This window comes from Bacillus haynesii, assembly GCF_014042035.1.
Taxonomy (GTDB): Bacteria; Bacillota; Bacilli; order Bacillales; family Bacillaceae; genus Bacillus; species Bacillus haynesii.
In genome coordinates this window covers 1,807,001-1,819,624 of record NZ_CP059494.1, presented here as the reverse complement: position 1 = coordinate 1,819,624, position 12,624 = coordinate 1,807,001, and the positions used below count along the sequence as shown (strand labels likewise).

Below are 12,624 nucleotides of genomic sequence, written 5' to 3'. Positions count from 1 at the left end.
GTGGTCATATGAGAGGGGATCGACTGATATCTATTCTTTTAATGCTTCAGGCACAAGGACAAATGACGGCGAAAGAATTAGCGGAAAGGCTGGAGGTCTCTGAGCGGACGATTTACAGGGATATGGAGGCTTTAAGCGGAGCGGGGATTCCCGTTGTGGCCGAACGCGGCATAAACGGAGGCTGGTCATTGCTTGATGATTACCAAACCACTTTAACCGGCTTAAAAGAATCTGAAATACGCGCATTATTTGTCCCGCTTTCTGAACAATTGCTTGACGATCTCGGATTAACCCGCATATCCGAAGAAGCCCGAAATAAACTGATAGCCTCGCTGCCTTCGGTATATCGTCAAAACGCAAAAGATGTATGGAACCGAATATATATTGATACCCGTTCATGGCGTCATAAGAAAGAAAAAGCAGTATCCTTTGAAGTGCTGAAAGATGCCATATGGAAAGATCGAAAATTAAAAATCGTCTATCAGCGGGCAGACGGACAAACGGCTGCTCGTATTGTAGCGCCGCTTGGACTGGTGGCTAAAGGGTCAAACTGGTATCTGATTGCATCTAAAGAAAATGGGGAGATTCGAAATTACAGGGCTTCACGGATTCAATCTGCCATTCCTGTTCGTGAAACATTTGAAAGGCCCGAAAACTTTGATCTTGCTCACGTATGGCAGTCTTCAACAAAGGAATTTATCGAAAAGTTACCGACGTATGAAGTGCGGGTGAAGGCGGCGCAGGCCATCTTGCCGAGGCTGTCGTTTACCAATCATTTTGTGCGGATCATCGAAACAAATGAGATCGATCAGGAGGGCTGGGTACCCGTTACATTATCTTTTGATACGGAAGATGAAGCAAAAAGGTATATACTCGGATTCGCAGAGCACATGAGGATTATTGAGCCTAAAGAACTGCACGGAAAGATACTTAAAATGGCTGAATCTATTGTTGCTCATTATAAATCGTGAAATATTCGCGGCATATTTACGAACATACATGATAAACCCTGCCGGCTGCAAACGGCAGGCAGGGTCGTTTATTAATGAACATTGAAATATCTGGCTTCCGGATGGGAGACAACGATCGCTGATACGGAAGCTTCGGGCTCCATCATAAAGCCTTCTGTTAAGTGAACGCCGATTCCTTCGGGCTGAATGAGTCTGAAGAGCTTTTCCTGATCTTCGAGATTCGGACAGGCCGGGTATCCGAAGGAATAGCGCTGTCCCTGGTATTTCGCCTGAAAACGCTGTTCCATCGTGAAGTCGGGTGCATCAGGGAAGCCCCAGCGGTCGCGGATAACCTGGTGCGTCCGTTCGGCGAGCCCTTCGGCCAGCTCAAGAGCGAGCGCTTGTACCGCATGGCTTTTCAAGTAGTCGCCTTCCTCTTTAAAGCGGTTGGCGGCTGCTCTTACATGCCTGCCCGCCGTCACGGCAAAGAACGAGACATAATCAAGCTCTCCTTTCGGTCGGACGTAATCGGAAATACAGCGGTACGGAAGTTTTTCCTGCCTTGGAAAAACAAACGTTTCAAGGATGCTGTCTTTATTACCGGGGTCTAAAATATGGAGCGAATCCCCGTCGCTGTACGCAGGGAAAAATTGATAGACGACCGCGGGATCGAACCAGCCTTGTTCTTTTCCGTCTCTCAGCAACTCGTCAATCAGCTCTTTCAGCTCCAGTGCTTTCGGATGCTGTTCAGCCAGGAGTTTTTTGACTTTTCCTTTCAAGCCGAGGTGATGGCCGAGCAGCATTTGTTCATTGACATACGGCACGATATAGGAAAGGTCGATGTTTTTCAAATAGTGCCGCTTCAAGTCTTCCGGCTGAAAGACCGGCGCCTTCGGGACGTGCGCCCGCTTTTCAAGCATTTCAATCACAGCTTTCGTCTGCTTCTTTTCTGCGACGGCGGCGGGTGCAGCCGTTTCTTTTTTCTCGAGAAACTGCGACGGGTCCGTCCGCAGCTGATTGGCGAGCGATAAGCCGTCCATGGCGTCCTTCGCATATAAAACAGGTCCTTTATATTCAGGCGAAATTTTCATGTTCGTGAATTTTCTTGAAAGCGCGGCTCCGCCGACCATGATCGGGATGGAAATATCCGCTTTGTCGAGGTCCTGTGCCGTAACGACCATTTGCTGAGCCGATTTGACGAGCAGGCCGGACAGACCGATGATGTCGGGATTCTCTTTGCGGATCGCTTCAATTAACTCCTGCGGTGTCACTTTAATCCCAAGATCGACGACCTTGTAGCCGTTGTTGCTTAAAATGATGTCGACTAAGTTTTTGCCGATATCATGGACATCGCCTTTAACGGTTGCCAAAATGATCTTTCCTTTGCCGCTGTCGTCTTTCTTTTCCATATATTGTTCGAGAAAGGAAACGGCAGCTTTCATGACCTCTGCCGACTGCAGCACTTCAGCGACGATCAGTTCATTGTTGTTAAACAGCCGTCCGACCTCTGCCATGCCGTCCATGAGCGGACCGTTGATCACGTCGAGCGGGGTGTTGAATTTTTTCAACGCTTGTTCGAGATCGGGAATCAAGCCTTCTTTCGTACCCTCGATGACGTACTCAGCCAAGCGCTCTTCCAGGGAAAGGGACGTTTTTGGCTGTTTGTCCGCTTTTTTCTTTCCTCGGTAGAAGTCAGTGAAGGATGCGAGCGTTTTGTCATCAGTTTGAAACAGAAGTTTTTCAGCCATTTCGACTTCTTCTTTGGGAATGGAAGCGAACCGCTCAAGCTTTTCCGTATTGACGATCGCGTAATCGAGCCCAGCCTGTGTTGCGTGGTACAAGAATACAGCATTTAAGATTTCCCGGCCGACGGGCGGAAGACCGAATGAGACGTTGCTGACGCCGAGAATCGTTAAACATTCAGGGAGCCGCTCTTTGATGAGGCGGATGCCTTCGATCGTTTCTTTAGCTGAGCCGATGTATTGTTCATCACCCGTTCCGACCGGGAAGACGAGCGGATCAAAGATGATATCGCTGGCTGGTATTCCGTATTTTTCGGTGAGCAGCTGATGCGACCGGACTGCGACGGCCAGCTTCTTTTCCGCGGTGACCGCCATTCCTTCTTCATCGATCGTTCCGACGACGAGCGCGCCTCCGAACTGTTTGACGAACGGCAGGATGTCAGTGAACCGTTCTTCGCCGTCTTCAAGGTTGATCGAATTGATGATCGCTTTTCCCTGTGAGTATTTCATCGCCTTTTCGATTACCGTTTTGTCTGTCGAGTCAATGACAAAAGGGGCTTTTACTTTTTTCATCGCTTCTTTTAAGAACCCTTCCATATCTTCCGCTTCATCGCGGTCCGGATCTGCGAGGCAGATGTCGATGACATGGGCGCCGTTTTTCACTTGGGCTCTCGCGATTTCGGATGCTTCCTCAAATTTTTGTTCGGCGATCAGCCGCTTGAATTTTCTCGATCCGATGACATTTGTCCTTTCCCCGACAAAAAGGGGACGCATCGTTTCTTCATAAATTAATCCGTCGATTCCTGAGACGGTGTGCGGCTTTGCTCCCGAAGGGACAGTCCGCGGCGGCAGTGAGGCTACTTCATCGGCCAGCGCTTCAATATGGGCGGGCGTCGTTCCGCAGCAGCCGCCGACAATGTTCAGCCAGCCTTCTTCAGCAAACGCCTTGATTTTTTTCGCCAGCGATTGCGGTGATTCATGGTATTGCCCCTCCTCATCGGGGAGGCCGGCATTCGGATAGCAGCTGACGGCCGTCCTCGCAAGGGATGATAGGGTTCTAATGTGATCTGTCATAAATTCCGGGCCCGTCGCGCAATTTAAACCGACGCTGACCGGCTTCATATGCTCGAGGGAGATATAGAACGATTCGATATCCTGGCCGGCCAGTGTCGTGCCCATCGGTTCGATCGTGCCTGACACCATGAGCGGAAGAGTTTTGCCGGTTTTTTCGAAGGCTTGTCTGATGCCGATAAAACCGGCTTTAACGTTCAGCATATCCTGGCTCGTTTCGAGCAGCAAGAGGTCGGCTCCCCCCGTGATCAGCGCGCTTGCCTGTTCTTCATAGTTATCGATCAGCTCGTCAAAGGTTGTGCCGCCGGTGACGGAAAGGGTTTTTGTCGTCGGACCCATCGCACCGGCGACAAACCTTGGCCATTCAGGTGTTGAAAATTTTTCGGCGGCCGCTTTGGCGAGTTTGACTGAAGCGAGGTTGACTTCATAGGCGCGATGTCCGAGGTCGTACTCGTCCAGAACGAGCCGGGTGGCTCCGAACGTATTGGTCTCGATGATATCGGCTTTAGCGGCGAGATAGGCTTCGTGGATACCCTGAATGACATGGGGCGCCGTGATGCTTAGAAATTCATTGCACCCTTCATATGCCTCGCCTCCGAAGTCTGCGGCGGACAAACCGGCGTCCTGGATCATCGTTCCCATCGCACCGTCAAGGACGAGGATTTTTTTCTTCAGCTGGTCATTGATGTTAGACATTTGTCTTCTCCTTTTCTTTCTGGTGGATATATGCCGTCAGCTCGGCTGTTAAATCAGACCGCAAAAACGGTGTGATCAGATAAATGCCGTTGAACAGGTCGCACGCTGCATCAAGCAGGGAGCGGGCGATCGCGAGCCCTTCCTCGGCCTGTTTTTGTTTGTCGTTTCCTGCCAGCGCCATCTTTTCGCGGATTGAATCGGACAGCTTGATGCCGGGGATTTCGTTGTGGATGAATTCCGCATTGCGGCTGCTGGTCAGCGGCATGACGCCGATATAGATCGGTGTTTCAAGATGCCGCGTTTCCTCGTGGATTTTGATGAGCTGCTCCTCTGAATAGACGGGCTGAGAAATGAAATAGTCTGCGCCGCAGGCGATTTTTTTCTCAAGCCGTTTCACCGCTTTGTCAATGTGTCTGACATTCGGGTTGAAGGCGGCCGCCACTGAGAAATTCGTTTTCTTGCCGAGCGGTTTACCCGAATAGGACAAGCCTTCGTTAAACTGCTTGATCAGGCTGATCAAATCGAACGATGTCAGGTCATAGACGGAAGTCGCTCCCGGAAAGTCGCCGATCTTCGACGGATCGCCGGTAATCGCCAGCACGTCTGACAGCCCCAGAGTATCGAGGCCCATTAAATGGGACTGCAGGCCGATCAGGTTGCGGTCTCTGCATGTGATATGGATCAGCGACCTCATATCGAGGCGCTGTTTTAAGAGCGCGCCGCAGGCGACATTGCTGATCCTCGGTGTTGCAAGCGAGTTGTCCGCCAATGTCAGTGCATCGATTCCGGCTGATTTTAGCTCCTCTGCGGCGTGCAAAAATTTCTCAAAGTTTAATTGTTTTGGAGGATCGAGCTCGACGATAATGGACCGTTTCTGCTTGGCCAGATCGTCAAGAGCGGGCTCTGTCCTTTCGTTTTGAACGGCAAGCGCCGCTTTCTTTCTGATTTTCACGCGTTTTTCGGTGACTGGAGGAAGCCCCTTGACCGCCTCAGCCATCGCTCTGATGTGGTTCGGCGTCGTTCCGCAGCAGCCGCCGATGATCCGTGCGCCTTGATTGCGGAATTCCTCCGCGCTTTCCCTGAAATATTCATCATCCGTCTCATAAACAAGCCTGCCTTCGACAAGGGATGGGAGGCTGCTGTTCGGATAGACGGAAAGATAGGCGTCTTCTAAAAGCGGGACTTCTTCAAGCGCTCTGATCATATGATAAGGGCCGAGGCGGCAGTTGATGCCGACGACGTCTGCGCCGAGTGATGCCAGCTGCTTCAGACCGTCCACAAGCGGGGTTCCGTCCTGAAGAACGCCCTCTTCGTGCATCGAGACATTCAAAATGATCGGCAGCTCCGTTTCCTTTCTGGCAATCTTTAAAACTTCGCGCGCTTCTTCTAAATCATAATAGGTTTCGAGCAGAAGTCCGTCCGGCTGCTCATTTAACAGAAGATAGAGCTGTTCGCGGAAGCTTCTTTTAATGTCCTCGAGAGAATACGAGTTTTTGTTGAACGTCCGGATACCGCCGAGCGTACCGAGAACATAAGCAGAGCCGGCGGCGGAGCGGGCGAGACGGACCGCTTTTTCATTGATTTGTTTTGTTTCGTCTTCGAGTCCGTATCTGGACAGCTTGATGAAGTTTGCGCCGTACGTGTTCGTTTGAATGATGTCGGCACCGGCCTGTACATACGCTTCGTGGACGCGTCTCACTTCTTCGGGCTTGGAGATGTTCAGTTCCTCAAAACACCTGTCGATCCCATAGGAATACAGAAGCGTGCCCATTGCGCCGTCAGCGATTAACGTTTTGCTTTTTATATCCTCCAAAAAACCCATCGTTTTCCCCCTTAATCATTCTTGATAAACAAAAAAGTCTTCTGTGGAGCAGAAGACTTTTCATCGACATTTGTCCGTCTTCTTATCTTCCAAGCAGACTGCTTGCTGGATTTAGCACCTTGGTCATGAATATTCATTCACCGGTTGCTGAGGCTTCATCGGGCCAGTCCCTCTGCCTCTCTTGATAAGAACAGCTATTTAGTTTCTATTGATTACTTTTACTCAATTTACCGAAAATCGGGGGAATAATCAACAGTAAATTAAGAATTTATCGAAAATTTATAAATTGGACATCAATCGGCAGGTCGGCTTCCCTCACCATCGCGATGATTTGCTGAAGGTCGTCTTTATTTTTTCCGGTTACGCGGACTTGATCATCCTGCACTTGCGATTTAACTTTCAGACCCGATTTTTTTATCAGGTTATTGATTTTCTTTGCGTTTTCTTTATCGATGCCCTGAACTAACTTTCCGCGCTGTCTGACCGTGCCGCCTGAAGCGTTCTCGAGCTTTGAGTATTCGATGTTTTTCGTCGGGACGTTCCGCTTGATCAGTTTGCCGACAAGCACGTCTTTCAGCTGGTTCATTTTAAATTCGTCGTCTGATACGAGAACGAGCTCGTCTCCTTCGAGTGTGATGCTGCTTTTTGACCCTTTGAAATCATAGCGTGTGCCGATTTCCTTGAGAGCGGTCTGGATTGCGTTTTGAACTTCAGGCAGTTCAACCTTTGAGACGATATCAAATGAGCTTTCTTTCGCCATGTGAAAACCTCCATCCATTTTACTTATGAGTCAATTATAGTAGAATAAGGTGAAACTTCCAATATCGAGCGGTTTTGCCTGGCCGCGATCTGGCAATAATTTGAACATTGGAGGAATAATAAGTAAAAGAAAAACAGGCGGATAAGAAAGGAAGAAGCAGTATGAAACCAGGACAGCAGCTAACATTGAAAATAGATCATAAAGCCGATTACGGTTACTTTTTGACGGACGGCGATACGGCGGTCCTTCTGCATCAGAGCGAGATCACCGAGGATATTGAAGACAGAGAAGAGGTCGATGTCTTTTTGTATGTCGATCATGAAGATCGTTTGGCGGCTACGATGAGAAAGCCGATCATCAGCGCTGAACAGTACGGCTGGGTGGAAGTCGTTGATGCCGTCAGCGGAATGGGGGTTTTCGTCGATGTCGGGCTCTCGAAAGACGCCCTCGTCGCGACAGAGCATCTCCCGCCGTATGAATCAGTATGGCCGCAAAAAGGGGACAGGCTGTACTGTATGCTGAAAATCACGGGGCACGGAAGGATGTTTGCCAAACCGGCGCCGGAGGACAAGATCAGCGAGCTGTTTACCGAAGCTTCACCCGACCTGATGAATAAAGAACTCACCGGGACGATCTACCGCTTGATCGCATCGGGCTCTTTTATGATTTCTGAAGCCGGCATCAGAGGCTTCATCCATTCTTCTGAGCGAAAGGAAGAGCCGAGGCTCGGCGAAAAGCTGACCGCAAGGGTGATCAAAGTAAAAGAAGACGGTTCTGTTAATCTGTCGCTTCTGCCGAGAAAGCAGGATGCCTTGTCGGTTGATGCGGAACAAATTCTGACTTATATGAGAACGAGAAACGGCGCGATGCCGTTCTGGGATAAAAGCGACCCGGAGGATATTAAAGAGCGCTTCAACATGAGCAAAGCAGCATTTAAAAGGGCGCTCGGCCATCTGATGAAACAGGATAAAGTTTATCAGGAAGAGGGCTGGACGTACGAGAAAAAATAATCATGAGGCGGCGTTCCGATGCGGACGCCGCCGGTTTTTACAGGTGATGAGGCTTCTTTGATCCCTGGTGTTTACCGGCTTGTCTGTTCTTTTCGGCGAGCCGGTTTTTCTGCTGGTTGACGGCGTTATTGTCAACCGGCTTTTTATCATTATCTTTCATGAGGAAGCACCTCCCGTCAAAATGTCGCTTTTACCTTGCTCACTGCCGGCGAAACTATGTACTCTACCAATCGCGATGTTTTTTGCCGGGAAGTTTATGCCTTATTGTTCAGTCAGCATACACATATCATAAGACCCAATAAAAGGAGACTTGGTATGAAACATTGCTGCTCAGTTTACATTCATCGTGTTTCATCAGGAGGGGTCGTCAATTTCGGCGGTGCGTTCAAAATTTGTCCGATCACAATGGAAAAAGTGGTCGAGGGGTCTGGAGGCCCTGATGTCGCGACGGCGGCTGCCGGCTTTCTTGATGGAGCGCTTACACCGGCCGCTGATGAAAGGACAGTCACCGAAGATAGCTGACGAAGAAGGCCTGCTTTTATCAAGCAGGCCTCTGTTTTACCTTATCTTTTGTCTTTCCCCGGAAAAAAGACCGCCAATGTTCCGGGTCCGGAATGGGCGCCGACTGCTGAACCGACCATGTTGACGACGATTTCCCCCGGCTGAAATTCGGCTTCGATCATCCGTTTGACTTCTTCTGCCGTCTCTTCGTCATCTCCGTGGCTGATGCCGACGGTCTGGCCGCTCAAATCGACGCTTCTTTCTTTCATCAATTCGATCATCCGTCTGAGCAGCTTCTTTTTGCCCCGGATTTTTTCCAGGGGGACAAGCTTGCCGTCTTCAACATGCAAAAGCGGTTTAATATTCAGCAAACCGCCGACAAATGCCGATGCTTTGCTGATTCTTCCGCCTCTTGCCAAATAAGTCAGGTCATCAACGGTAAAAATATGTTCAAGATGTTCGCAAAAGTCCTTTACAGACGATTCAATTTCTTGTATTGTATTGCCGTTAGTTGCGAGTTTAAGGGCGTGCTTGACCGCGAGCCCATAGCCTAATGAAGCGCATTTTGAGTCGATGATCCGCAGATCGAAATCAGGGAACTCTTCCTTGACTTCGTTTGCCGCCATCACAGCCGTCTGGTATGTTCCGGAAAGCTCTGAAGAAAAGGCGATATAGAGAGCGGGTTTGTTTTCGTTGGCCAGCTCGCTGAATGCATTCTTGAACCGCATCATGGACGGCTGGGACGTTTTCGGCGCTTTGCCTTCGCGCATCGCTTCATAAACGTCCAGAGGCTGAATCGTCAGAAGATCATCGTATTCTTTTTCATCAAGCAGCACCCTTAACGGAATAAATGAGATGCGATGTTCATCATAAAAAGATTTCGGCAAATCTGCCGCACTGTCTGCTAAAAGGTGAACGTTCATTTGAACCCCTTCTTTCTAAAAAATGGTTAAAAAAGGACAACAAGCTGTCCTTCGGCATACTTCGTTTTTTAGGTCAACTATATCATATATTTTTACATTGACGTTTTCAAAATATTGTTTTAAGGGTAAACCAAATATATACGAAAGTAGCGGAGGAACTAAATATGGTCATAGCGGAAGCAAAAAAATTGTTCATTGTCATCATCGGCGCCTTGTTAAATGCCATCGGATTGAATCTGTTTCTGATTCCCGCCGATGTTTACGCCAGCGGTTTTACGGGGGTGGCGCAGCTTTTATCGAGTGCGCTTGACCAGTACAGCCCGATTTATTTTTCAACGGGGACGCTATTGTTTATTTTAAACATTCCCGTCGGGATTCTAGGCTGGCTGAAGGTCGGGCGCTCATTTACGGTTTACAGCATTTTGAGCGTGGCTTTGACGACGGTCTTTTTAGGGATGCTCCCTGAGGCGAGCCTGTCAAACGATATTTTGCTCAATGCCGTGTTCGGCGGGGTGATCGCCGCGGTCGGAATCGGCCTGACCCTTAAATACGGGGCTTCAACGGGCGGTTTGGATATCATTGCGATGATCCTGGCGAAGTGGAAAGACAAACCGGTCGGCACCTATTTCTTTATTTTAAACGGTGCGATCATTTTAACAGCAGGATTATTGAACGGGTGGGAGAAAGCATTATATACGCTCGTTACACTATATGTGACAACCAGGGTGATTGATGCCATCCACACCCGCCACGCCAAGCTCACCGTTATGATTGTCACAAAGAAAGCGGAGGAGATCAAAGAAGCCATTTACGGAAAGATGGTCCGCGGAATTACAACCGTTCCGGCGAAAGGCGCCTTTACGAATGAACAGAAAGAAATGATGATGATTGTCATCACAAGGTATGAATTGTACGACTTGGAAAAAATTATTAAAGAAGTTGATCCAAAAGCTTTCACAAACGTCGTACAGACAACACAGGTTTTAGGGTTTTTCCGCAAAGATTAATGAAAGGGTGAATGAATGCGGCTGATTTCCATGATTGTGATGCTGCTGTTTGTCAGTGGATGCGGGCAAAACGGGGATCAAGTCCCCGATAAGGAGGTATCAGGGGAAGTGGATAACGGGAGCGTGACATTGACGGTTGAACCCGTCCAGAAGCAGGGAGAAATCGAATTTCGAATGTCGGTTGTGAACCATACGGATGATACGGCAGAGTTTGAATTCAGCAGCGGACAGAAATTTGAGCTGATCGTCAGCGACAAAGAAGGGAATGAAAGGTACCGCTACTCGAAAGGAAAAATGTTTACACAGGCGTTCCAAACGATGACGCTTAATCCGAAAGAGTCTTACGATTTTACTGATGTATGGAAAGAGGTGCCTGAACCCGGCACATATGAAGTAAACGTGACATTTTTGGGAAGATCGGAACAGTTGGCGACTTTGAGGGCCGGCAAAACGTTTGAAGTAAAATAGCCATCAAAAAAGGCATCCCGGGAAGGATGCTTTTTTTTGTATTCTGCCAGGCAGAAGGATTGGCGGCTGACTGAACACCGCTGCCACCCATCCTGTGACCGTTAATATTGATCCCCGTTGAAAATAGAATTTTTAACGATGACGTAGTCTACGTTGCGGATCGCATCGAGCTTGTTTCCTCCCGCATAAGAAATGGACGACTGCAGATCCTGTTCCATTTCCGTCAGCGTATCCATGAGCGCCCCTTTATGCTCCACGTACATTTTTTTGCCTTCGACATTTTTCTTTTCGCCTTTTTGGTACTCAGAAGCCGAACCAAAATATTCTTTGTAGAGCTTGCCGTCTTTTTCGATCGTTGCTCCAGGCGATTCTTCGTGTCCGGCAAACAGCGAACCGATCATGACCATCGTCGCCCCGAATCTGACCGATTTGGCAATGTCCCCGTGGGTGCGGATGCCGCCGTCTGCAATGATCGGCTTGCTCGCCGCTTTTGCACACCAGCGCAGCGCAGCCAGCTGCCATCCGCCCGTTCCAAAACCGGTTTTGATTTTTGTAATGCAGACTTTTCCGGGACCGATGCCGACTTTTGTAGCGTCGGCTCCGGCGTTTTCAAGTTCTCTGACAGCTTCAGGCGTTCCGACATTTCCTGCGATCACGAAGCTGTCCGGAAGATGTTTTTTTATGTGCTGAATCATGTTGACGACGGCGTTCGAGTGACCGTGGGCGATATCGATCGTGATGTACTCAGGTGTGAGATTCTCTCTCGTTAACTCTTCGATAAATGCGTATTCTTCATCTTTAACTCCGACGCTGATTGAAGAAAACAAACCGCGCGCCTTCATGTCTTTAATAAAATCGATCCGTGTTTCCGGCTCAAAGCGGTGCATCACATAAAAGTAACCGTTTTCCGCTAATGAAACAGCCAGCGCCTCATCTATAATGGTCTGCATATTGGCCGGCACCACAGGCAGTTTAAATGTCCTTCCGCCAAACTGCACGGATGTATCACATTCAGAACGGCTCTTGACGATGCACTTTGCAGGAATTAGTTGAATATCTTCGTAATCAAACACATTTTCCAATATAAAAACCCCCAAAAACGAATATTTATTTATTGTTGATATAAAATGTTCGCCTTTTATAATGTACTTCCTTTTGCTTCCGATGTCAAATTTTTATGCTTTGAAAGCAGAAAAATAAAAAAGGAGCCGTGCCGATGGCACAGACTCCTTTCCGGCTGTCAAAAAAGCCGGTGGGTGTTTATGATAGTTGATCTAGCTGCTCCTGAAGATTGTGAAGCTGGCGCCGTTCGGCATCAGTTGAATTGGCAAATGCTGAGGAAAGGGCGTTTTTGGCTCTTGCAACAGCTTTCGCCTTTTCGCCTGAATCCGCCGAAGCTTCAGCTTCATGTACGGCTGCTTTGGCCATTTGAAACAGTTCGTTTCTCATGTTACAGCCCTCCGCATTCCGTCGGGCCACTCTTCTGTTCAGCCTCTTCTAATGTGGAGCGGTAAGGGAACCTGGCGGCATGCTGTTTAAGCGAATCCTTGCCTTGCTGAATAAACCGTTTTGATTTGCTGCGTTTACCCATCTTGAATTCCCCCTTAACACGAGTGACGGTCTGATGCGGCCGTCTTCTCATAGTATTGCCGTTTTGAAAAGCCGTTTATGAAT

Annotated in this window: 12 protein-coding genes, 1 pseudogene and 1 riboswitch; of the genes and pseudogenes, 5 read left to right on the top strand and 8 right to left on the bottom strand. The window is 48.8% G+C overall.

The window, feature by feature from the left end:
* The first annotated feature begins 8 nt into the window (after window positions 1–8).
* Entirely contained in the window at window positions 9–971 is a 963-nt protein-coding gene (locus tag H2R00_RS09065; RefSeq protein ID WP_182070882.1) for a helix-turn-helix transcriptional regulator, read from the top strand.
* Between the two features lie 71 nt (window positions 972–1,042).
* Here the strand turns inward: H2R00_RS09065 and metH are convergent, their stop codons facing one another.
* From metH to H2R00_RS09050, 3 genes are all read right to left on the bottom strand, one after another.
* On the bottom strand, window positions 1,043–4,459 hold the full coding sequence (metH, locus tag H2R00_RS09060) for a methionine synthase (RefSeq protein WP_182070881.1): 3,417 nt from the start codon (window positions 4,457–4,459) through the stop codon (window positions 1,043–1,045).
* Complete coding sequence (locus H2R00_RS09055; protein WP_182070880.1) at window positions 4,452–6,281, bottom strand: bifunctional homocysteine S-methyltransferase/methylenetetrahydrofolate reductase; 1,830 nt, start codon at window positions 6,279–6,281, stop codon at window positions 4,452–4,454. Before H2R00_RS09055 ends, metH begins: the two co-directional genes overlap by 8 nt.
* Before the next feature lie 79 nt (window positions 6,282–6,360).
* A riboswitch (SAM riboswitch) is annotated at window positions 6,361–6,472 on the bottom strand.
* A gap of 77 nt (window positions 6,473–6,549) precedes the next feature.
* On the bottom strand, window positions 6,550–7,041 hold the full coding sequence (locus tag H2R00_RS09050; RefSeq protein ID WP_003180528.1) for a YajQ family cyclic di-GMP-binding protein: 492 nt from the start codon (window positions 7,039–7,041) through the stop codon (window positions 6,550–6,552).
* 141 nt (window positions 7,042–7,182) lie between these two features.
* Between H2R00_RS09050 and H2R00_RS09045 the strand changes: the two are divergent.
* A pseudogene (locus tag H2R00_RS09045) lies at window positions 7,183–8,051 on the top strand (CvfB family protein).
* A 37-nt stretch (window positions 8,052–8,088) separates the two neighbouring features.
* On the opposite strand, the gene H2R00_RS09040 reads toward H2R00_RS09045, so the two are convergent.
* Window positions 8,089–8,211: a DUF3941 domain-containing protein gene (locus tag H2R00_RS09040; protein ID WP_154998008.1), complete on the bottom strand. Its 123-nt coding sequence runs from the start codon at window positions 8,209–8,211 to the stop codon at window positions 8,089–8,091.
* Between the two features lie 155 nt (window positions 8,212–8,366).
* Here H2R00_RS09040 and H2R00_RS09035 point away from each other — a divergent pair, with 155 nt between their 5' ends.
* Window positions 8,367–8,573 carry a spore germination protein gene (locus H2R00_RS09035; RefSeq protein WP_154998006.1) on the top strand — a complete coding sequence of 69 codons (207 nt, stop codon included), beginning with the start codon at window positions 8,367–8,369 and terminating at the stop codon, window positions 8,571–8,573.
* Window positions 8,574–8,614: 41 nt separating this feature from the next.
* On the opposite strand, the gene H2R00_RS09030 is transcribed toward H2R00_RS09035, so the two are convergent.
* Window positions 8,615–9,475, bottom strand: a complete 861-nt coding sequence (locus tag H2R00_RS09030) for a DegV family protein (RefSeq protein WP_154998003.1) — start codon at window positions 9,473–9,475, stop codon at window positions 8,615–8,617.
* A gap of 164 nt (window positions 9,476–9,639) precedes the next feature.
* Here H2R00_RS09030 and H2R00_RS09025 point away from each other — a divergent pair, with 164 nt between their 5' ends.
* Complete coding sequence (locus H2R00_RS09025) at window positions 9,640–10,482, top strand: YitT family protein (protein WP_182070879.1); 843 nt, start codon at window positions 9,640–9,642, stop codon at window positions 10,480–10,482.
* A 15-nt stretch (window positions 10,483–10,497) separates the two neighbouring features.
* A complete protein-coding gene (locus H2R00_RS09020) occupies window positions 10,498–10,950 on the top strand; it encodes a BsuPI-related putative proteinase inhibitor (protein ID WP_280527947.1) in 453 nt (150 codons plus the stop codon).
* Window positions 10,951–11,051: 101 nt separating this feature from the next.
* Here the strand turns inward: H2R00_RS09020 and guaC are convergent, their stop codons facing one another.
* From guaC to H2R00_RS09005, 3 genes are all read right to left on the bottom strand, one after another.
* The gene (guaC, locus tag H2R00_RS09015; protein WP_154998000.1) at window positions 11,052–12,032 is read right to left on the bottom strand and encodes a GMP reductase; all 981 of its coding nucleotides are present in this window, start codon (window positions 12,030–12,032) and stop codon (window positions 11,052–11,054) included.
* Window positions 12,033–12,210: 178 nt separating this feature from the next.
* On the bottom strand, window positions 12,211–12,399 hold the full coding sequence (locus H2R00_RS09010) for a DUF3813 domain-containing protein (protein ID WP_043925592.1): 189 nt from the start codon (window positions 12,397–12,399) through the stop codon (window positions 12,211–12,213).
* A gap of 1 nt (window position 12,400) precedes the next feature.
* Window positions 12,401–12,541 carry a hypothetical protein gene (locus tag H2R00_RS09005; RefSeq protein WP_003180548.1) on the bottom strand — a complete coding sequence of 47 codons (141 nt, stop codon included), beginning with the start codon at window positions 12,539–12,541 and terminating at the stop codon, window positions 12,401–12,403.
* Between the last annotated feature and the right edge of the window lie 83 nt (window positions 12,542–12,624).

Excerpts from the sequence above, each read along its gene's own strand:
- H2R00_RS09065 (WP_182070882.1), top strand. The coding sequence starts at position 9 with ATGAGAGGGGATCGACTGATATCTATTCTTTTAATGCTTCAGGCACAA.
- metH (WP_182070881.1), bottom strand. The coding sequence starts at position 4,459 with ATGTCTAACATCAATGACCAGCTGAAGAAAAAAATCCTCGTCCTTGAC.
- H2R00_RS09055 (WP_182070880.1), bottom strand. The coding sequence starts at position 6,281 with ATGGGTTTTTTGGAGGATATAAAAAGCAAAACGTTAATCGCTGACGGC.
- H2R00_RS09050 (WP_003180528.1), bottom strand. The coding sequence starts at position 7,041 with ATGGCGAAAGAAAGCTCATTTGATATCGTCTCAAAGGTTGAACTGCCT.
- H2R00_RS09040 (WP_154998008.1), bottom strand. The coding sequence starts at position 8,211 with ATGAAAGATAATGATAAAAAGCCGGTTGACAATAACGCCGTCAACCAG.
- H2R00_RS09035 (WP_154998006.1), top strand. The coding sequence starts at position 8,367 with ATGAAACATTGCTGCTCAGTTTACATTCATCGTGTTTCATCAGGAGGG.
- H2R00_RS09030 (WP_154998003.1), bottom strand. The coding sequence starts at position 9,475 with ATGAACGTTCACCTTTTAGCAGACAGTGCGGCAGATTTGCCGAAATCT.
- H2R00_RS09025 (WP_182070879.1), top strand. The coding sequence starts at position 9,640 with ATGGTCATAGCGGAAGCAAAAAAATTGTTCATTGTCATCATCGGCGCC.
- H2R00_RS09020 (WP_280527947.1), top strand. The coding sequence starts at position 10,498 with ATGCGGCTGATTTCCATGATTGTGATGCTGCTGTTTGTCAGTGGATGC.
- H2R00_RS09010 (WP_043925592.1), bottom strand. The coding sequence starts at position 12,399 with ATGAGAAACGAACTGTTTCAAATGGCCAAAGCAGCCGTACATGAAGCT.
- H2R00_RS09005 (WP_003180548.1), bottom strand. The coding sequence starts at position 12,541 with ATGGGTAAACGCAGCAAATCAAAACGGTTTATTCAGCAAGGCAAGGAT.